Genomic DNA, 19966 nt, shown 5'->3' on the forward strand with positions numbered 1-19966 from the left:
TTTCTTAAAAGCTGGACTTATGAGTTGTGTATTTCATATCAATAAGCTTTTTGATTAAAAATTATTTCAAAAAACAGTGACATTATTAAAAATACTTTAATTTGCTGAACAAGCCGTTGCTCATTTTCCTGGCAATGGGGCGTACTGCTTCTGTTCAATTCCTCACAACCAACTTACACAGTATGATCAACAAATACGCTGCGGCAACTCTCTTGCTGCTTGGTGGGCTTTCTTCCACCGCCCTGGCACAGGATTATTCCCGGGTTCAGAGCCGCGCCCTGAATGATAACGGTACTCCCTATATGGTGCAGTTTCGGGCGGGCATGGCCTACAAGCTGAGTGAGGCCGGCAAGGCCCTACGCGAACAGCTGCAGCTTTCCGCCGACGACCAGCTGCTGCCCGCCAAAACCAGCGCCGACGACCTGAGCTTCGTGCACGAGAAGTACCAGCAGTACTACAAAGGCATTAAGGTAGAGCACGCCTCCTACACGGTGCACGCCCGCCAAGGCAACGTAACCAGCATCAGTGGGCAGTTTGAGCGCCTAGCGGCCCTCAATATTACCCCTTCCCTCAATGCCAGCGCTGCCCTGCAGCGGGCCCTGGCGTTTGTGGGCGCCAAAAAGTACATGTGGGAAGATGCCCGCGAAGAAGCCGGCCTGAAAGCCACGGAAAACAACCCTGCCGCTACCTACAAGCCTCAGGGCGAGCTGGTAATCGTGCGCAACCTACGCTCGGCTAACCCCCTGAAAGCCGGTAAGCCTACCCTGGCCTGGAAGTTCAACGTGTACGCCCAGCAGCCCCTGAGCCGCGCTTACATCTACGTTGATGCCGCCTCCGGGGAGGTGGTGCTGCAGGATGCCATCATCAAGCACGCGGCTACCACCGCTACGTTTGCCACCGCCTACAGCGGCACCCGCACCCTTGCCAACGAATCGACGACGACCGGGCAGTACCGCCTGCGCGAGTACACCCGTGGCCTGGGCATTGAAACCTATAACGCCAAGAAAGGCAGCAGCTACACCGCCGCCGTTGACTTCACCGACGCCGATAACAGCTGGACCGAGTACAACAACGCCAACTTCGACAACGTGGCCGGCGACGCCCACTTCGGGGCCCAGGCTACGTACGACTACTGGAAGCTGGTGCACGGTCGCAACTCCTACGACAACGCCGGTGCCAAAATCAAGAGCTACGTGCACTTCGATGATACCCCCGGCGACGGCGTGGGCTTCGAGAATGCCTACTGGAACGGCTCGGTAATGACCTACGGCGATGGCGCTACCCGCTTCCGCCCCCTGACCGCCCTCGATGTGTGCGGCCACGAAATTGGCCACGCCGTGTGCGAAAAAACCGCCAACCTGACTTACCAGAACGAATCGGGGGCCCTCAACGAAGGCTTCTCCGACATCTGGGGAGCCGCCATTGAGCAGTACACTGCCGCCAAGCTGGGCCTGACCAAATCGACCTGGCTTATTGGCGAAGACATTGACAAGCAGCAGCCCGGCCTGCGGTCCATGAGCGACCCGAACTCCCAGGGCCAGCCTGATACCTATAAAGGCACTTACTGGAGAGCTACTACCACCAACCCCACTTCCTCCAACGACTACGGCGGAGTGCACACCAACTCGGGCGTACTGAACCACTGGTTCTACATCCTGACGGTGGGCAAGAGCGGCACCAATGACATCGGCAGCGCGTACTCAGTTACCGGTATTGGCATTGATGCCGCCGCCAAAATTGCCTACCGCGCTGAGAGCGTGTACCTGACGGCTTCGGCTACTTACGCTACGGCCCGCACGGCTACCATTCAGGCCGCTACCGACCTATACGGCGCCGGCTCGGCCCAGGCAACGGCCGTTACCGATGCTTGGTACGCCGTAGGGGTAGGGGCTGCCTCGGGTGGTGGCACCACCACGCCTCCGCCCACTACCGTAACCTACTGCGCTTCCAAAGGCACCAGCGTAGCCTACGAGTGGATTGACTACGTGAAGCTGGGCACCATTGCCCGCACCTCGGCCGCTGATGGCGGCTACTACAATGGCACGGCAACTTCTACCTCGCTGGCCGCCGGCTCGTCGCAAACCATCAGCTTCTCGGCTGGCTTTGCTTCTACCGCCTACACCGAGTACTGGAAAGTCTATATCGACTACAACCAGAACGGCGTATTCACCGATGCCGGCGAGCTGGTAGTATCGGGGTCCTCGGCCAGCACGGGCACGCTCTCGGGCACCTTCACGGTACCGGCCACCGCTAAGTCGGGCGCTACCCGTTTGCGCGTTATCATGAGCGACGCCTCGGCTACCACCAGCTGCAACAGCTACAGCTACGGCGAAACCGAAGACTACACCGTGAACATTACGGGCGGCACGCTGGCTTCTACGGAAGTGGCTTCGCTCACGGGTGGCAGCACTACCCCCGCCGCTACGCTCAGCACCGCCATCGAAAAGGCCGTAACCCTGTTCCCGAACCCGGCCGCCGACGAGTTGAACGTGGTGCTGGCCAGCAAGGCTCCGGTGGTTTCGGCAGTGGTAACGGATCTGCGCGGCGCCCGCGTAGCTGCTGCCCGCTTCGAGAATGGCCGCCTCAACGTGAGCGGCCTGGCCAAAGGCACCTACCTGCTCTCCATCAGCGACGGACAGAAAACCTTCCACGAGCGTTTCGTGAAAGAGTAGTAGGAAAATACCTTCTCATCCTGAAAGGGCCCGCCAACCGGCGGGCCCTTTTTTGTGGCTTCCGCCTACCCCTCTCAACACAAAAAAGCCCGGCTTTTGCCGGGCTTTCGTAGGATAATACAACGCTGCCTGCCGGATTAGCGGCGCCAGGGAGCGTACTCCAGCTTCAGCTCTACCTGCCCGAACCCATCGTTGAGGTTGGAGCTGGAGCGGCCGCTGGCCGGGCTGATATCGTCTAGCTGGTCGGTAGTGGTAAAGGAATAGGCGCCTTCAATGGAGGCATTGAGCTTCGGCGTGAGGCGCAATGTAAGGCCTACCCCCACGGGGGCAATCAAAGCCATGGCGGGGTAGTCGTTGCGCTCTGAGGGCAAAAATGAAGTGTTATCGTCGGGGCGGAGCGTGCCATTGTAGGCCTTAGGGCTGTAGAGCAGAAAGCCGACCCCCGCTTTCAGGTAGGGCTTCACGAGGGCCGCGGGCCGGCGCGGGTCGGCAAAGGCTCCTTCGTCGCGCAGGGGCTCAAACCGCAGCAGTACCACGCCGGAGCCAGCCCGGGTCCGGAAGGCCAGGTTCCGCTCGGGCAGCTGGTCTTTGGCTCCCAGCTGCACGTAGGAGGCCTCGCCGCCTACCAGCCAATGCGGGCGCACCTTATACAGCAGGCCCGCGCTGAAGCTGGGTCCCACCAGCTGCTCGCCCAAGCCACTGGTCAGGTCGCCGCTGTAGAGGCCTACCCCCCCGCCCAGCGTAAACCGGACGGGCCCCCGATAGTAGGGGCGGGCGTTGCCATCGTAGTGCCGGCGGCGGCGCTCAGGGCCGCCATCTTGAGCCGCGGCAGGCTGGGTGGTGGCGGCCGTAACGGCCAGCAGCAGGGCAGGAAGCAGGGGGCGAGTGTTCACGCGGTCAGGCAGTAGAGTGGGTGAGCCCCCGGCATACGCGCGCCGGCAGGGAGTCGTTGTCTAACGTGGGGCCGGCCGGGTTTATTTGAACTTGCCCTGCGGATCGGGCAGGTGAGCCAGCAGATCGGAAACTAGGTTGAAGTCGATGGCGCTCATATCGGTGCTCTGAGCCTTATGAATGGCGGCCCAGGCCTGCTCGTACTTCTCCTGGTAGTAGTAGCCCCGTCCCAGCTGCTGCCAGGCCACGGCGTTGGCAGCATCCTGAGTGGTAGCTTTTTCCAGCAGCTCGATGCCCGTGGTCAGGTCTTTTTTCTTCTTGCCCTGCTCGTAGCGGATCAGGTAGCTGGTGCCTAGGTCGCTGAGCAGGTAGGAGTTGGTAGGAGCCAGGGGCAGGCCCTGCGTCAGGAGGCTGATGGCCTCGTCGGGGGTAGGGTTGCGGCTGGCCACAATGCCCAGGCCCCGGTAGGCATCGGGGTTTTTGGGGTCGAGCACCCAGGCCAGGTTAAAGCGGTAAGCGGCCGTATCGGGCTGGCTTTCCGAAAGGTACTCGTATCCCTTGGTGCTGAAAAAACGGCTGGCTTCGGCGCGCGAGGCAAAGCTGCTGGCCAGGCTGGTCAGGTAGGGTGCGCCCAGCAGCAGCTCGGCCTGGGCCGGAGTGAGCCCCCCAAACAGGGGCTGCAGACGCCGGGCGGCCACCGTCATTTCGGCGGCAGAGGTAGTGGCTTTGCCTTTGCGCTGGGCTTGCGCGGGAGCAGCGCCCCAAAGAAGCAGCGCGGTTGCTGCCAGTACAAACGTGGATTTCATAAAGATCTGGACCGTAACGGCCCGCCTACAGGCGGCCGGGAGTAATCAAAGATAAAACACGCCGGGCAACCTCCACGCGGGTTGTGCGTTGGCAGGGGGCGGGCCACCATCCCCAACCCGAAGCCTACTTGGGCTCGTAGCTGCCCCATCCGCCCTGCTACCTTATATGCACACCTTATTTTTCCGGGTTCTGCCCGCTGCCCTGGCCCTTGTTCTGCTGCTAATAGTGGCCACCGAGTACGCCGTAGCTCGCCCCAGTCGCCGCACCGCCGATATAGCCTACGTTCCCGTCACCGACCCGGCCTACCACCCCGAGCGACACCGCCTGGATGTGTACGCGCCCAAAGCCGCCAGCCCGCAGCCGCGCCCCGTGGTGGTGTTTATTCATGGCGGCAACTGGAACAGCGGCAGCAAAAACCTTTACACATTTATCGGGCGCCGGCTGGCCAAGCAGGGCGTGGTAGCGGTGGTGATAAACTACCGGCTGGCCCCGCAGGTACAGGTGCCCCAAATGGCCGACGACTGCGCCCGGGCCGTTGGCTGGACGGCCGCCCACATCCGGGAGTATGGCGGCGACCCGGACCGCATTTTCGTGATGGGCCACTCGGCCGGGGCGGGGCTGGCCGCCCTGCTTACCGCCGATGACCGCCTGTTTCAGCGCCGGGGCCTGGGGCAGAATCCCATCCGGGGGGCTATTCTGGATGATCCGGCCGGGCTGGATATGTACGATTACCTGCAGAAAAAGCAGTATCCCAACGACGCGCAGTACCTCACGTCCTTTGGGCAGGAGCCAGCCGGGTGGCGCGAGGTATCGGCCCTGTACCACGTTACGGCCGGTACGCCGCCCTACCTGCTCTTTGTTGGCGGCGAAACGTATCCTTCCATCAGCAGCAGCAGCGCCCGGTTCCGGCAAAAGCTCATTGAGCTGGGCCACAAGCCGTTCTATCAGGTGCTGCCGGGCAAAAAGCACATCCCGATGGTGCTGCAGCTGTACTGGTCCCACAACGTGATATACCAGGAGCTGCTGCGGTTTGTAGGGGCAGGCTCCCCGGTCACGGGCCGGTAGTCGGGTTTGGCTACCCGAACAGGCTGGTCTGAACTACCGGCTGCTCAAACTCCAGCAGCCACCGCTTGCGGTCCAGGCCCCCGGCGTAGCCCGTCAGCTGCCCGCTGGCGCCTATAATGCGGTGGCAAGGCCAGATAATGGTCAGCGGGTTCTGGCCGTTGGCTGCGCCTACCGCTCGCACGGCCGCCGGGTTGCCCAACTGCCGGGCCAGATCGAGGTAAGAGGCCGTGCGTCCGTACCCCACCGCAGGCAGGGTAGCCCACACGCGCCGCTGAAACTCCGTGCCGGCCACTACCGCCACCGCCAGCTCAAACTCTCGCAGCTCCCGCCCGAAGTACGCCCGCAGTTGCCGGTACGCATCCTGCAGGCAGTCCGGAACCTGTGCCGCCGGAGTTTCCAGGGCTGGGCTCAGGGCCTCAATGGCTGGCCTGACGAACTGCACGGCGCCCACTCCCATATCGGAACCTTGCAATTCCAGCAGGCCCAGCGGCGTCGATAAGTAAGCGGTGGCGTTGGTCATAGGGCAAAAGTAAAAACTCAAAAATACACAGTTAGTTCGCGGTACCTACGCCGCAAAGACCGATATTTGCGGGACTGTTCGGAAACGAAAAGTACAGACTGGCAGTGAGATGGGGGGATATCGTCGGAAAAGACATATCTTGTTGAAATAGGACAAACCCGGAAACGTCTAAAAAGCCTGGTTTTGCTGATGTCGTTCTTCGGCCGTGCTGCTTTCCCCTGATTTGTTCATTCAAAGCCTCTTATTTGTGCGATATCTACTCGTTTGTTCCGTTGCTTTGCTGGGCCTGACCAGCGGGGCGCCCGCCAGCGCGGCGCGCCGGCCTACCCCGCCAGCTCGGAGCGAAGCAGCCCGGCCGGTACAGGGCCTGGGCACCGGCCTGACGGCCTTTTACTTCACCAATGGCAGCCTGGCCGGTGCTCCGGCCCTGCAGCGGCTCGATCAGGTAATTGATTTCCAGTGGGGCGCCGGCGCACCGGCCGCCGGCCTGCCAGCCGATAACTTTTCGGTACGCTGGGAAGGCCTGCTGGCTGCCCCTGCCACGGGCCGCTACCGCTTTGTGGCCTCCACCTCCGACGAGGTACGCCTGTGGGTGAACGGCAAAAAGGTACTGGACACCTGGGACGGCAAGAAAAATAACACTCTTGACCCCAACGTGAGCCTGGCCGCCGGCGAGAAAACCACGATTCGACTGGAGTACAATGATGGGGGCGGCGAAGCCGGAATTCAGCTGCAGTGGGTGCCCCCAGGGCAGGCGGCGCAGGTTATTCCTATGGGTAACCTCTACCCCATGGGCTCGCCCACTACCCCCGACCCGGCTGGGTCGCGGCCCGCACCGGTAGCCAAGGCCGCTGCTCCTAAGCCTGCCGCTCCGAAAGCCCCGGCTGCGGCACCGCAGCCCGCAGCAAAACCGGCCGCCGCGCCTAAAGCAGTAGCCAAAACAGCCCCCACCAAGGCCGCTACTCCCAAGCCCGCCCCGGCTGCTCCGGCCGTTGCCGCCGCCAAGCCCAAAACCGATGAAAAAGCAGCGGCTAAAGCGGCCGCTGCCAAAGCCAAAGCCGCGGCCGCTACCCCCCCGGCCCCACTCACGCCCGGGGTGTATACCCTGAACGTGCGCACCACCGGGGCAGCCCTGGAAGTGCCCGACGAGGGACGCTATGCCAGCCGTATTCTCGACCCAGCTAAAAAAACCAAGGCTCCGCAGTGGAAAATTGAGTCCGTTGGCGAAGGGTTCTACCGTATTTCGGTGCAGGGCAGCAACAAAGTGCTGGAAGTGCTGGGCAGCTCTACCTCCAACGGCGCCCCCATGAGCCTCTGGAACTACTACAGCGGCAACAACCAGATCTGGCGGATTGAGGAAGTAGGCGATGGATACTACAAGCTGATTGCCAAGCACAGCCGCAAAGCACTTTCCGTGAAAGACTCGACGGACGCCGCGGAAGGCGGCAGCGTGGAGCAGCGCCGGTACTCGGGCAAGGAAGCCCAGCAGTGGAAACTGACGGCCGTAGCGCCGGCCGAGGCCCCGCCCGTAGCGGCTGCCATGAGCCTGCCCGGTGTTGGCGACAACCAGATGAGCGTTTACCCCAATCCCTCCAACGGGGTGGTGCAGATGTCGTATCAGCTGCGCGAAGAGAAGCCCCTGGGCTGGGTGCTCTACAACCAGCGCGGTATTGCCGTGCGCGTATCCGACTACCGCAAGCAGGCGGCCGGCGCCCACCACCAGTCCCTCGACTTCACCGACTTGCCCGCCGGCGACTACAACCTGAACCTGACAGTGGGGATTGTAACTACCAAGTTGCCCCTCATGATCCGGCGTCCTTCGGCCGAAGCTTCCCCGGCCCAGGCGGCCAAATAACCGGCGGCCCTGGCGGCTTCTGGTATTCCGAAAGTTAATCTGGCCCGGTGCTTACCTCGTTTAAGGGGGTGGCGCCGGGCCAGATGGCGTATTAGCGTTAAGCGGCGAAAGCGACAGATACTACCCCTTAAACTCCGACAAAGTCTGCCAGAGCCGCTCAAACTCAGTGGTGTAGCGCCCCACAATGGCCGGGTCGGGGGTGATGAGCAGGTTTTCGAGGTTGTACTGGGCCGCCGAGCGGGTCCAGTTGTAGCTGCCCGTCAGTACCAGCTGCCCATCGGCAATGGCAAACTTGTGGTGCATATGGTTGGTGGTGCAGTCAGTCCGCACCGGAATACCGGCAAAATGCAGCTCCCGCACATCGGAGCCCCGGTCCAGCACCTTGTCGTTGTCGGTGAGCAGGCGCAGGCGCACCCCCTGCTGGTGGGCCACCAGCAACGCCGCCGACAATCGGTCGTCAGCCACCGTGAACACGCACACATCCAGCGTATGGCGGGCGCTCTTGATAAAGCTCCGGATGGCCGCTACGCACTCTTCGCCCGGGCTGAAGTACACCTGGGCTCCCGCTGCCGCAGAGGCAGGAACCTGGGTGCCGAACTCGGGCAGCAGAATACTGGCCGCCTCCAGCCATTCCACCACAGCCTTGTCTTTGAACGTGTTGAACCGCTCCTTGGCCAGGCTAAATACCTGGTGGCGCAGCTCGGTTACGTCGCCGCCTCGCGCGGCGAAGTCGGTTAGCTGGTCGCGCAGCTGATGGGCTTCCGCCGGCGATAGGTTTACATCGGCAAAGGCCTGGCGGAATTGCCGCAGCAGTTCGGCCGCGGGGGAGGGGGTAGGGGGCATGGGCATCAGGAAACGGAAAGCAGCTCGCCCGGCTGGGGCAGGGCGCGGGCCACGAGGTGTTGGGCCTGGAGCAAAGCCTCGGCTGAGGGCTCGTGCAGCAAGCGGGTCAGGCCGGGGGCGGGCTGGGTCAGGTCGGCATCCCAGAGGCCGGCGCGGTGCCAGGGCGTGAGGTGGTCCCAGTCGGGCCGGTCAATAATGGGGTAGAGGCACACGCCCAGCAGGGGCACCCCAGCTTTCAGGGCCCGCGCCGACTCCCGGGCTACCATGCGCAGCCACTGGGGGCGGTCCTGGCCGGGGTGGCTGGTTTCAGTGAGCACCACCGGCCGGCCGTAGCGGCGGTAGGCTTGCTTCAGCAGCTGGCTCAGCGGGCGGAAGCGCGGGTCGTGGTGCTCATTGGCCCAGGGCAGGGTCTGGTGCGGGTCCAACTGCCACTGGTTGTCGTAGTAGAAGTTGAAGCCCAGCAAATCCAGGTACTCGGGCCGGCCTCCCAGCTCCGGGCACAGGCGGCCGGCCAGCATATCCACGCTCTGAAACTGGTTGTTGTGAAACTCGCGGGCCCGGCGCACCTCGCCGGCGCTGGCCCCGAGGCGGGGCACAATGTTAATCAGCGGCTCGGTGGTCAGGATGCGGATGCCCGGATCGGCCTCACGCAGAGCGGCTACTCCCTCAATGTAGGCCCGCATCAGCCCGCGCTTCACTTCCCAGCCCTGGCCCACGCAGTACGGCGAAGTGCCGCGCACATCGCCCCCCAGCCAGCTCATGAAGCTGACCTCATTTATAGGCGTGACGATTAGTACATCATCGGGGCGCTGACTGCGGTAGAACTCCACGAAGGCCCGGCAGAGGTGGGCAAAGCGGCGCGCGAACATAGGATGCAGGGGTGTCAGGTCGTCGGGGTAGCCAAAGTGGCACAGGTCCCAGATTTGCTGGATGTTGTGGCGCTGCCCTGCCTCCAGCAGCACCTGTACCGTGCTCCAGTCGTAGTGGTAGGGCGTGCGCTCCACCTGGCTCCAGCGGATGCCTTCGCGCACGCTACCCATGTTAAAGGACTGCACGGCCTGGTAGTCGTCGTCGAGTAGCTGCAGGTGGCCCGTCAGGGTCAGAAAATCGACGCGGTTGCCGAAGGCGTTCTGCTGGTCGGTGCACTCGAAGCCGGCCATCCAGAACGATTGAAACGGAGAAGTAGCGAAGAAATTTTTCGTCATAGCGTAGGGAAAAGAAGGAAATGCCGGGGCTGGCGCGGCAGCTGCTACTTAAATCTGGGGCGAGGTAGTGTTGGGCTCGGCGGGCTGGCGCTGCTTACCCGAAAGACCTTTGGCCTCAATAAAGATGCGCTTAAACTCCGGATACTGCGCCCGGATAGCGTCCTGAAGCTCGTCCACGGTTTTTTCCACCTCGCCGGCCGATAAGTGGTCGTGAAACTCTACATCCAGGGCCAGTACTACATCGTGGGGGCCCAGGTACATGGTAAGCGGGCGCCGCACCTGCTCCACGCCGCGCTGCTGCCGGGCCAGGGCCTCCAGGGCGTCGAGGGTTTCGGGCTCTACCCCTTCGCCTACCAGTAAGCCTTTGGTTTTGTAAATCAGGAAGATGGCTACCGACACCAGCAGCAGGCCAATGCAGATAGAGGCCGCCCCATCAAAGTACGGGTTGTTGAGCATGTGCCCAAAGTACACGCCGGCCAGGGCAATAACGAGGCCTACCAGGGCGGCCAGGTCTTCCATCATGATGGCGAATACGGAGGGGTCCTTGCTGCGGCGCAGGGTAGCCCAGAAGCCCGCGTCGCCGCGGCTCTTGTTGAACTCCCGGAACGCCAGGAAAAACGAAATGCCCTCGAACAGCATCGACAGGCCCAGCACCCAGTAGTTCCAGGTGGCATCGGTGATGGGGGCCGGGTTTTTCAGGTGCTCCACCCCCTCGTAGAACGACATGCCGCCGCCTACCGAAAATACCAGGATGGCCACAATCAGGGACCAGAAGTACAACTCTTTGCTGCGCCCGAAGGGGTAGCGGGCATCGGCGGGCTTTTCGGCCTGGTGCACCCCAAACAAAATCAGCAGACCATTGCCGCTGTCCACCAGGGAGTGAATACCCTCCGAGAGCATGGCCGAGCTGCCGGTAAAGAAGGCCGCCACGAATTTGCTGATGGCAATGGCGACGTTGGCCCCAATAGCGCCGTAAATAGCAATTTTAGACGAGCCTCCGGCCATACAGTTACGCGGTTAAACTCTGCTGGTACGCACCGGGGCCGGGCCGGGTTGGAACAGCCGCCTGAACAATCTGCCCTCAATGGGCTTTTACGCCTCTATGACCCCGACTACTACCCCTACCGCTCCCCTCAAACGCCGCCTCGGTCTGGTGCAAGCCACGGCCCTCAATATGATTGACATGGTGGGCATTGGGCCCTTCGTGACGCTCCCGCTGGTGATGGGGTTTATGGGGCCGAACTTCTTGCTGGCCTGGGTGGTAGGCGCGGCCCTGAGCTTGGTGGATGGCCTGATCTGGAGCGAGCTGGGTGCCGCCTACCCCGAGGCCGGCGGCTCGTACCGCTTCCTGAAGCTGGCCTACGGGGAGCAGAAGTGGGGCCGGCTGATGTCGTTTCTGTACGTGTGGCAAACGCTGGTGCAGGCCCCGCTGGTGGTAGCCTCCGGAGCCATTGGCTTCGCGCAGTATTTCGGCTACCTGGTGCCCCTCACGGAGTGGTGGCAACCCAAGCTGGTATCGGGCACGGTGGTGTTGCTGCTGCTGGCCCTGCTCTACCGCAAAATCGAGGACATTGGGCGGCTGGGCGTATTGCTGTGGATAGGGGTGTTGGGCCTGATGGGCTGGCTGATTGTGGGCGGCGTAACCCACGCCACGCATCCGGTGGCCTGGCTGCCGGCCGGAGGGGTAGGGGCCTTGCCTGGCGTGCTGCTATCGGCGGCCATGGGGCAGGCTACGGTTAAGACCATCTATAGTTACCTGGGCTACTACAACGTGTGTCACCTGGGCGGCGAGGTCCAGGCTCCTCATAAGATTATTCCGCGCAGCATCTTCCTGAGCATTCTGGGCATTATGGCCCTCTACCTGCTGCTGAACTGGAGCGTGGGCTCGGTTATTCCCTGGGCCGAAGCCAGCCACTCCGAGTTTATCGTCAGCACCTTCGTAGAGCGTATTTACGGGGCTACGGCCGCCAAAGCGGCCACGGCCTTGGTACTCTGGGTAGCCTTTGCCTCCCTGTTTGCCGTACTGCTGGGCTACTCGCGCATTCCCTACGCCGCCGCCGCCGATGGGGAGTTTCTACCCCTGTTTGCCCGTACCCACCCGACCAAGCACTTCCCGCACGTATCATTGCTGCTACTCGGTGGGGTAGGGTTTGTGTTCAGTCTGCTGTTTAAGCTGGGCGAGGTCATCAGCGCCATTCTGGCCATGCGTATTCTGGTGCAGTTCGTGGGCCAGGCTGTGGGGCTGGTGCTGCTGCGTCGTCGGCGCGGTACCCAGGGGCTGCCGTTCCGGATGCCGCTCTACCCCTTGCCCGTGGTGGTAGCCGTAGCTGTATGGCTCTGGGTGTTCTTCAGCATTCAGGATGGCGTTAAGCTCAGCCTCTCCGAAACGGTCACGCTGTTCCTGCCCTTCCAGGTAGGGGCCTTGCTGATGATGGCGCTGGGGGTAGGCGTGTTTCTGCTCTGGAGCCGCCGGCTAAAGCGCTGGCCGTTTGAGAAGTAGCTAACTGAAAACTTGCTTTGGCAATGTTAAGTGGGCTCGCATCTATCGGATAAATATTGAGCCGGGTGGATGCTTTACAGACTTGGCCTTCGCAAGTTCAATGGCAATTACAGACTCCGGGGCCTCAGGCGTAGCCGGCGTGACGCACACTTGCCCGATAGCGCCGGGTGCAATCCGCAGGTCCGATACCTGTTCGGCGCTGAGAGGTCGGCCATTTATCATCACCCGAAAAGGCCGCTGCACACCCTGCTGGTGAGCTATTTGCGCAAACGACCGACTGGGAATCTGTTTTTTGTAGTCAAAGGAAATAACGCCTCCCCAGGTTATACCTCTAAGCAAAGGAGGTACATTACTCTCCTTATGTATTTCAACACGAAGTATATCCTCGGGCATAATTGCGGGAAAGAGCCCGCCGCTTACGAGAATATTCGGCTTGATTAACATTAGCGGCTCCTGCACATTGTGATGAGTATTTCTAACGGCCACAGAATCCTGTCCGTAAGTGCACAAAGAGCCCGCTGTCAAGCTGATAAAAAGTAGGGAAGGGAATAGGTACTTAGTCATAGGTAGTAGATTTAGTAAAGGGCAATAACACGAAGCTGCAGTAATATAGTCTGTTTCCGGTATTACGCTGTCCGCGTTACCCAAGCAACTTCTCGTAGCAGAAGAATCGCAGCCCCGGCCGGAACGCCAGCGTGATTTCGCCGGCGTAGCGGTAGCCCAGTTTCGGGAACAGCCGCTGGGTAGCCTGGTTTTCCGAGTTGGTATCTACGCGCAGCACCCGCAGGCCCTGCTGCCGCGCCAGCAGCTCGGCCTGTTCCAGCAATGCCACGGCTAACCCGTGGCCCTGGGCGGCGGGGTCCACGGCCAGGCGGTGGGTAACTAGCGCCGGCTCCGCGACATCCCAGTCGGCTTGGGCATATTCGGCGTCCTGGTCGTTGTGGGTGAGGGCCGCCACGGCGGCTACCGCGCCGTTCAGTTCCGCTACCCAAAGGTGGCCTTTGGCAACATCCTGCTCGAACACTTCCGCATTGGGGTAGTCGGCGCTCCACTGCTGGTTGCCGCTGGCCTGCATCAGGGGCACTACCCGTCGGATGAGGGCAAGAATGGCAGGAATATCAGCAAGAGTAGCCGGGCGGAGCAGAGTAGTCATACAAGGCAGATGCGTTGAGGCGAAAAATTCCATAAAAAAAGCGGAACCAGCCGAAGCTGGCTCCGCTTTTTGCGGCCATCGGGCTTCTAGCCCCGGCGCAGCACCTCGGCCGCTTCCTTAGCGAAGTAGGTCAGAATGGCGTCGGCGCCGGCCCGTTTGATGCTGGTCAGCACTTCCATCATGGTTTTCTCGCCATCGAGCCAGCCCTGTTGGGCGGCGGCCTTCACCATGGCGTACTCGCCCGATACGTTGTAGGCCGTCACAGGCAGCTGGGTGTTGTCGCGCACTTCCCGAATCACGTCGAGGTAGCTCAGGGCGGGCTTAATCATCACCATATCGGCGCCTTCCTGCTCATCAAGGGCCAGCTCCAGTAGGGCCTCGCGACGGTTGGCGTAGTTCATCTGGTAGGTTTTCTTGTCGCCTTTCTTCGGCGCCGAGTCCAGGGCGTCGCGGAAGGGGCCGTAGAAAGCCGAGGCGTACTTAGCCGTGTAGCTCATGATGCTCACGCCCGAGAAACCGTTGCTGTCCAGCACCTCCCGAATCCAGGCCACGCGGCCGTCCATCATATCGGAAGGCCCGATGATGTCGGCGCCGGCGCGGGCCTGGGCCAGGGCCATCTGGCCCAGCACTTCCAGGGAAGCATCATTGAGAATCTCGCCTGAGTCGGGGTCCACAATACCGTCGTGTCCGTCAGAAGAATAGGGGTCCATGGCTACGTCGGTCATCAGCACCACCTCCGGAAACTGCCGCTTAATGTCGGCCACGGTTTTGAGGTAGAGACCTTCCATGTTGGCCGACTCGCGGGCCAGCCGATCTTTCAGCACCTCGTTCACCTGCGGAAACGGCGCGAAGCTCTTGATACCCAGCTCCACGCAGCGGCCAATTTCGTCGATAACCCGATCAGCGGAAAACCGGTGAATCCCCGGCATCGACTTAATCTCAATCTGTTGGTTCTGACCTTCCGTGATAAAAATCGGGTAGATAAAATCGTGCGTGGTAAGGCGAGTTTCCTGCACCATGTCGCGGATAACCTGAGACTTACGGTTGCGGCGCGGGCGGTGCGTGGGCAAAATAGGCATGGATTGCTTTCAGTTGGTAAGACGAGGTAGAACAACTGCGGCAAAGGTAAGGTTGCGGCCGAGGTAAAGGGTTTTCTACTTGATGCCTCCGTAAGCTGCTCCGGCCATAAGAAACCCTACCGCAAAAATGATAGCGCCTACGTTGAAGCCTGCACTTCCCCCGATTATGATGCCGATGACAAGTCCGGCTGGTATCAGGAGACTTCCGACCAGAAATAATACTTGACCAAGCGTTGCGGCCTTTCTCATTTCGAGGACACGGGATGCAGATGGCTGCCTGAGTAGAATAGTGCCCTTTGACATTTTTCTGGTACCAGCCTTGTAAAGTAGAGCACGCTGAGCCGAACGCGTGATAACTCGGTATAGCTGAGTTGGCTTACTTCGGGCAGAGGCTGACTGTTTGATTGATCTGAAAGGAAGCATTGCAGGTTGCGGAGCCTTTGGAGCAGTAACTCTGGCTGCCGCTAAGTCAGCATGCCGAGTTGTGTCAGCTCGCGCCGACAGCGGCTGAGTAGGTCGAAACTGAAAAGCTACCTTCTCGCTGCGGCAGCTGATTAGCAGCAGCAACAGCAACGAAGCATAGTAGATACTGGGTAGGGCAGGCATAATGATAGGATATTTGATAAGGGTAGATACTGCGTCAAAACTACTGTAGTTGCCTCACTATAAAGCTCAACCGCGACAGTCACTACCAAAATTTTTCTCGTCCCATCCGCCACATCCGCCGTAAAACGGGCAAAATGCTCGCCTCTAATTCCTGTTTTCCCATCCCATCTACCAACCGAAAGCCATGAAAGACAGCAAGCAAACCCCTAACTCGCCCAACAGCGCCGAAACCGGTAAGCATGCCCCAGGAGTAAGCGGCCAGCCTTCGGGCCCGCACGAAGGCCCCGTGGCCGGTGGCGCCGACAATACTCGCGGCGAAAATGTGCCCAGCCGGGAAGGCCACAGTGGCGGCGCCAAAAAAGGCAAATTCGACCCGGAAACCCACAGCCCGCAAGGCTCCCACGCCGCTCCCTCCGACGAGCGTGGTGCCGACAGCTCGGATAAGGAGTTCCGCAACAACCAGCCCAACGACAGCACCTCCCAGGCCGGCGGCTCTAATTCTTAAGCCCGCTGGCAACCATAGAACAACCCAAATGCCCCGCATTGCCAGGTAGCAGTGCGGGGCATTTGGGTTGTTGCCGTTGGTGTTATCAGGCAAGGGCTGAAGCCGGCCCGCATTTGACGCCGATATGCAAAGAAATAGAGTAGTGAACTTCCACCGTTTGCATCATGAAGCGTCTGCCGGGAGTAGGCTAGATGCTGTAGTGTGAGCTACATATTGAAGAATTCCTGGAAGATTTCCAGCCAGGCGTGCTGCCCGCCCATGCCCAGCACCAGAAAGTAGTAGCCCAGAATTACAATGAGCGCCCCCACGCCCAGGCCCAGCCAGCCGCCCAATACAAACCCGGCTACTACCCCCACCGCCACCAGCAACCCACCCAGCACCAGGTGAAAGGTGTCCCGCTTAATGGCCTGCCGGGGCGTGCGGCGCGCGGCTGTTTCCGGCCGCTTTTGCGCCGCCTGCCGCAGCAGCTTACTAACCGAACGAGCTGGCCGAACCACGGCGTGCGCTGCCTGCCGCGACTTTTGCGTAGGTGCGGAGCGTGCGGCCACCGTGGAGGCCGGTGGGGTTACCGGTGCTGGCTGGGGTAGGGGGGCGGGCTTAGCCGGCATTAAGGGGGTAGGCGGCGCGGGCACCAGCTTTGGCGGCCGCGCCGGAGTAAACTGAAACGCCACTTGCTCGCTGCGGCAGCCACAAAGTAGCAGCACACCTACTGCCCAGCTGCGGCCCCATCGGAATATTTGCATGCCCCAAAGTAAAACAAACCGGAGGCTACCTGGGCATTCCGGGCTTCGCGGCCGAAGCTCCACCAACAAACCGCCGCCGTAGCTTGCCCCATTCTGGAGCAGGCTACGGCGGCGCGGTGTGTGAAAATCAGGAGCGAAAAAGTGGGCTAGTGGCTTACTGCTGATGAAGCGTGGCAGCCTCGGCGGCGGTCATTTGCACGCGGGTAGCCTGCGGGCCCTGTGAGTCGTGCAACAGCAGCACGGTGCTGTCAGTGCTGGCCGAGAGGGCTGCTACCTGCCCGAAAGGCCGGGGCTGAAAAGCGGAGCGGCTGGTCTGGCAGCTGGCCATCAGGAATACTACACCACAGATCAAAAATAAACGAAGAGCGCGCATAACCAGTAGATTTCGAAGTAGTAATGGGTCAAAATTACTACCCCCGCCGCGCCCCCGAAGTCCTGCTCGACCAACCTCCAGCCCTGCGCTGCCAGCGGGCCTGTTTCGTCGGTAGGGGAGGGCCCAGCTGCCCGAACCTGCCGGTATAAACGACCAGCGGACTGCCCCATTAGGAGCAGTCCGCTGCTGTAATAACAGGCAAAAAATCAGGCCTAGAACTCCCGGATTACCTGCTCAATAATGTCGCAGACCTCATGAATCTGCTCCTCGGTAATCACCAATGGCGGCGCAAAGCGGATAATGTCGCCGTGGGTGGGTTTGGCCAGCACACCGCGCTCCATCAGGCTCACGCACACATCCCAGGCCGTGCGGCCGTCGGGGCGGGGCTTAATGACCACGGCGTTGAGCAGGCCTTTGCCGCGCACCAGCTCCACTACCTCGGGGCGCTGCTGCTGCACCCGGCGCATCCGCTCCCGGAACACCTCGCCCAGCATGCGGGCATTGTCGGTCAGCTTTTCCTCAATGAGTACGTCCAGGGCGGCCCGCAGCACCACCGAGGCCAGCGGGTTGCCCCCGAACGTAGAGCCGTGCTGTCCCGGCTGAATAGTCAGCATGATTTCGTTGCGGGCCAGCACCGCCGACACGGGTAGCACGCCCCCGCTCAGGGCCTTGCCCAGAATCAGAATATCGGCGTGTACGGCCTCGTAGCATACGGCCAGCAACTCCCCGGTGCGGCCCAGGCCCGTCTGAATCTCATCGGCAATAAACAGCACGTTGTGGGCCTTGCAGATGGCCGCCGCCTTCGCCAGGTAGCCTTCGGAGGGCACCATTACGCCGGCCTCTCCCTGAATTGGCTCCACCAGAAAACCACAGACGTGCGGGTCCTGCACGGCTTCTTCCAGCGCCGCCAAATCATCGTAGGGTACTACCTGATAGCCCGGCACGTAGGGTCCGAAGCCGCCCGTCGAATCGGGGTCGGTGCTAAAGGAAATGATGCCGGTGGTGCGGCCGTGGAAGTTATGCTCGGCCACGATGATGCGCGCCTGGTTCGGGGCAATGCCTTTCTCCTGATAGCCCCACTTGCGGGCCAGCTTCAGGGCGGTTTCTACGGCCTCGGCTCCGGAGTTCATTAGAAGGGCCTTATCGTAGTTGAACAGCTCGCAAAGCTGCTTTTCGGCCATACCCAGCTGGTCGTTGAAGAAGGCGCGGCTGGTCAGGGTCAGCTTTCGGGCCTGCTCCGTGAGGGCCCCGATAATGCGAGGGTGGCAGTGGCCCTGGTTTACTGCCGAGTAAGCCGAGAGAAAATCGTAGTAGTGCTTGCCCTCCACATCCCAAAGGTGCACGCCTTCGCCCCGGCTCAGCACCACGGGCAGCGGGTGGTAGTTGTGGGCACCGTACTGGTCTTCTAGGGCCATCAGCTCCTGGCTGCTGGTCGGTTGGGTCAGGGTATCGGAAGTGGGCTGGGTGGGCGCGTGCATAGTGGGCGGGTGGTTTAGATAAAGGGGCGAATCAACGAAATCAAAACTACGGAAAAAGCTTCCATCGGTAGAGCGCCAACAAGCGGCAGCTCGGCCATAACCCTTATGCCACACAAGGGAGTAGAGTAAAGGAGCTGCTTTGTAAATAATTGAAGATCAACCATGTAAACTGCGTGGCGGCATTCCTGATATCTTATCCAAAGTGGCTTCTAATGCTATGGCTGCTGCTTTTGCTCTTCGTCACCCTGCCTGGACCTTTGTAGCGGTAGCAGTAGTGCTGCTACTGATTGGAGGAGGATGGGCCTACTTTTCAACCGATAAGGGAAAAGAACTGTTGCCGACCCTGGAAAATACTTCCCTGGCCGTGAATAACATTACGGCCTCCCGGCTGCAGGCCCAGATGAAAGCCGATTTGCGCAACCGCATGCCCGTGACCCTGAAAGTGGACAGCATGAGCTACCAGACCCGGGTGGATGGCAAGCTGCTGGCCGAGGGTAGCAAAGACCAGCCACTGGTGCTGAAAGGCAACGATATCAACCACCTGCAGATTCCGATGTCGGTGGACCTGAGCAACGTGAAAAATACCCTGAAAAACAGCCAGCAGGACTGCGTGGACGTGCAGATGGCCATGACGCTTTACACCCGCCTGCCCGTGGCCGGCCCCCAGGAAATACCCGTGAAGCTGAGCAAGCGCGTCTATATCCCGAAGCTACCCAAAATTGAAGTGGCCGACGTGGACATCAAGGATCTGGGCCTAAAAAACGGGGAAGCCGTGGTGAGCCTGCGGGTGACCAACTATAACCCGTTCCCCGTGACGGTGCGGCGTGTTTCCTACGACTTCCGCATCAGCGACGACATGCAGGTGCAGGGTGTAGAGGAAAAAGACGTTTCCTTCCGCAAGAAAGGCACGGAGCTAATGCCCATTCGTGTCCGGTTTGAGCCCAAAGGCCTACCCAAGGTAGCCTTCAAGACCTTGTTCAAAGCCAAAAAAACCGATTACACCCTGAACGGCTCCGCCGTGGTAGCGGCCGGAGAGCACAACCCCAAGGACATGACCATGCGCTTCAATAGCGCCGGCACCCTGCAGGACCTCAAGGATATTCCTAAAAAAGGCGAGTAAGCGGCCGGGCGAGAGGCGCTTAGTCCTGCAGGGCGGCCAGCCGCTCTTCCAGGTCCAGGTACTTGCCCAGAAAATTGCCTTCCTCGGCGCCGTTTGCCCGGAGCAGAATCCAGTCCAGCACGGCCGTTTCCTCAAAGTCGGCCGTTGCGCCGGGGGTAGGCCGGCCATCAGGGGCCAGGCGCACAATCCGACCGCTGATGTGGGTGCCCTGCCAGGTATCTACCAGTATAACCACGGGCTCGGGGGTAGCGGCCTCGTTCAGCACCCGCGCCGTTAGGTAAAAACCGGTGCCGGCCGGCAGCCCCCGCAGGTAGCGCTGGCGGGCCTGCGGCAGCGTTCGGCGGGCCTCCTTCAGGGGTAGCGTCGGCAATGGCTCTGGAGTGTGTGCCAGTTGCTGCACCAGCAGAGGCAGGCTGGCTACGGCGGGTTGCTGGGCCCTGACTGGGCTGGCTAACAGCAGCGCCGGAAAAAGAAGTACAAAAGCGCGCATGGGCAAAGCTACGTCAGGGGCGCCATACACGCAGCGCTCGGTACAGGTAATACCGGGAAGG

Annotated in this window: 18 protein-coding genes; 6 read left to right on the forward strand and 12 right to left on the reverse strand. The window is 61.0% G+C overall.

Going from position 1 to position 19966, the window contains the following annotated elements:
* The first annotated feature begins 182 nt into the window (after positions 1 to 182).
* A complete protein-coding gene (locus FGZ14_RS16530) occupies positions 183 to 2672 on the forward strand; it encodes a M4 family metallopeptidase (RefSeq protein WP_139925309.1) in 2490 nt (829 codons plus the stop codon).
* A 137-nt stretch (positions 2673 to 2809) separates the two neighbouring features.
* Here FGZ14_RS16530 and FGZ14_RS16535 read toward each other — a convergent pair whose 3' ends face one another.
* On the reverse strand, positions 2810 to 3565 hold the full coding sequence (locus FGZ14_RS16535; RefSeq protein WP_180754384.1) for an outer membrane beta-barrel protein: 756 nt from the start codon (positions 3563 to 3565) through the stop codon (positions 2810 to 2812).
* Positions 3566 to 3646: 81 nt separating this feature from the next.
* The gene (locus FGZ14_RS16540) at positions 3647 to 4369 is read right to left on the reverse strand and encodes a hypothetical protein (protein WP_139925311.1); all 723 of its coding nucleotides are present in this window, start codon (positions 4367 to 4369) and stop codon (positions 3647 to 3649) included.
* Between the two features lie 166 nt (positions 4370 to 4535).
* On the opposite strand from FGZ14_RS16540, the gene FGZ14_RS16545 reads away from it, so the two are divergent.
* Positions 4536 to 5435, forward strand: a complete 900-nt coding sequence (locus FGZ14_RS16545) for an alpha/beta hydrolase (protein WP_139925312.1) — start codon at positions 4536 to 4538, stop codon at positions 5433 to 5435.
* A gap of 10 nt (positions 5436 to 5445) precedes the next feature.
* Here FGZ14_RS16545 and FGZ14_RS16550 read toward each other — a convergent pair whose 3' ends face one another.
* Entirely contained in the window at positions 5446 to 5955 is a 510-nt protein-coding gene (locus FGZ14_RS16550) for a methylated-DNA--[protein]-cysteine S-methyltransferase (protein WP_139925313.1), read from the reverse strand.
* 247 nt (positions 5956 to 6202) lie between these two features.
* On the opposite strand from FGZ14_RS16550, the gene FGZ14_RS16555 reads away from it, so the two are divergent.
* The gene (locus FGZ14_RS16555; protein ID WP_180754385.1) at positions 6203 to 7810 is read left to right on the forward strand and encodes a PA14 domain-containing protein; all 1608 of its coding nucleotides are present in this window, start codon (positions 6203 to 6205) and stop codon (positions 7808 to 7810) included.
* A 120-nt stretch (positions 7811 to 7930) separates the two neighbouring features.
* On the opposite strand, the gene FGZ14_RS16560 is transcribed toward FGZ14_RS16555, so the two are convergent.
* Genes FGZ14_RS16560 through FGZ14_RS16570 form a run of 3 tightly spaced genes read right to left on the reverse strand, consistent with a single transcriptional unit; the run spans position 7931 to position 10863 of the window.
* Positions 7931 to 8653 (reverse strand): phospholipase D-like domain-containing protein, encoded by a 723-nt coding sequence (locus tag FGZ14_RS16560; protein WP_180754386.1) that lies wholly within the window; start codon positions 8651 to 8653, stop codon positions 7931 to 7933.
* 5 nt (positions 8654 to 8658) lie between these two features.
* The gene (locus tag FGZ14_RS16565; protein WP_139925316.1) at positions 8659 to 9858 is read right to left on the reverse strand and encodes an amine oxidase; all 1200 of its coding nucleotides are present in this window, start codon (positions 9856 to 9858) and stop codon (positions 8659 to 8661) included.
* A gap of 48 nt (positions 9859 to 9906) precedes the next feature.
* On the reverse strand, positions 9907 to 10863 hold the full coding sequence (locus FGZ14_RS16570; protein ID WP_139925317.1) for a cation diffusion facilitator family transporter: 957 nt from the start codon (positions 10861 to 10863) through the stop codon (positions 9907 to 9909).
* Positions 10864 to 10960: 97 nt separating this feature from the next.
* On the opposite strand from FGZ14_RS16570, the gene FGZ14_RS16575 reads away from it, so the two are divergent.
* Positions 10961 to 12358 (forward strand): APC family permease, encoded by a 1398-nt coding sequence (locus tag FGZ14_RS16575; RefSeq protein WP_257883254.1) that lies wholly within the window; start codon positions 10961 to 10963, stop codon positions 12356 to 12358.
* Positions 12359 to 12998: 640 nt separating this feature from the next.
* Here FGZ14_RS16575 and FGZ14_RS16580 read toward each other — a convergent pair.
* Positions 12999 to 13511: a GNAT family N-acetyltransferase gene (locus FGZ14_RS16580; protein WP_139925319.1), complete on the reverse strand. Its 513-nt coding sequence runs from the start codon at positions 13509 to 13511 to the stop codon at positions 12999 to 13001.
* Positions 13512 to 13597: 86 nt separating this feature from the next.
* Complete coding sequence (hemB, locus tag FGZ14_RS16585) at positions 13598 to 14590, reverse strand: porphobilinogen synthase (protein ID WP_180754387.1); 993 nt, start codon at positions 14588 to 14590, stop codon at positions 13598 to 13600.
* Positions 14591 to 15380: 790 nt separating this feature from the next.
* On the opposite strand from hemB, the gene FGZ14_RS16590 reads away from it, so the two are divergent.
* Positions 15381 to 15701 (forward strand): hypothetical protein, encoded by a 321-nt coding sequence (locus tag FGZ14_RS16590; RefSeq protein WP_257883255.1) that lies wholly within the window; start codon positions 15381 to 15383, stop codon positions 15699 to 15701.
* A 206-nt stretch (positions 15702 to 15907) separates the two neighbouring features.
* Here the strand turns inward: FGZ14_RS16590 and FGZ14_RS16595 are convergent, their stop codons facing one another.
* From FGZ14_RS16595 to rocD, 3 genes are all read right to left on the reverse strand, one after another.
* On the reverse strand, positions 15908 to 16444 hold the full coding sequence (locus tag FGZ14_RS16595) for a hypothetical protein (RefSeq protein WP_139925320.1): 537 nt from the start codon (positions 16442 to 16444) through the stop codon (positions 15908 to 15910).
* A 154-nt stretch (positions 16445 to 16598) separates the two neighbouring features.
* Positions 16599 to 16817 carry a hypothetical protein gene (locus tag FGZ14_RS16600; protein WP_139925321.1) on the reverse strand — a complete coding sequence of 73 codons (219 nt, stop codon included), beginning with the start codon at positions 16815 to 16817 and terminating at the stop codon, positions 16599 to 16601.
* Positions 16818 to 17029: 212 nt separating this feature from the next.
* Positions 17030 to 18295, reverse strand: a complete 1266-nt coding sequence (rocD, locus tag FGZ14_RS16605; protein WP_139925322.1) for an ornithine--oxo-acid transaminase — start codon at positions 18293 to 18295, stop codon at positions 17030 to 17032.
* Between the two features lie 217 nt (positions 18296 to 18512).
* Between rocD and FGZ14_RS16610 the strand changes: the two genes are divergently transcribed.
* Complete coding sequence (locus tag FGZ14_RS16610) at positions 18513 to 19415, forward strand: LEA type 2 family protein (protein WP_139925323.1); 903 nt, start codon at positions 18513 to 18515, stop codon at positions 19413 to 19415.
* 19 nt (positions 19416 to 19434) lie between these two features.
* Here the strand turns inward: FGZ14_RS16610 and FGZ14_RS16615 are convergent, their stop codons facing one another.
* The gene (locus FGZ14_RS16615) at positions 19435 to 19905 is read right to left on the reverse strand and encodes a hypothetical protein (RefSeq protein WP_139925324.1); all 471 of its coding nucleotides are present in this window, start codon (positions 19903 to 19905) and stop codon (positions 19435 to 19437) included.
* Positions 19906 to 19966 lie beyond the last annotated feature (61 nt).

The sequence above is a fragment of the Hymenobacter sp. DG01 genome (assembly GCF_006352025.1).
Lineage (GTDB): Bacteria > Bacteroidota > Bacteroidia > Cytophagales > Hymenobacteraceae > Hymenobacter.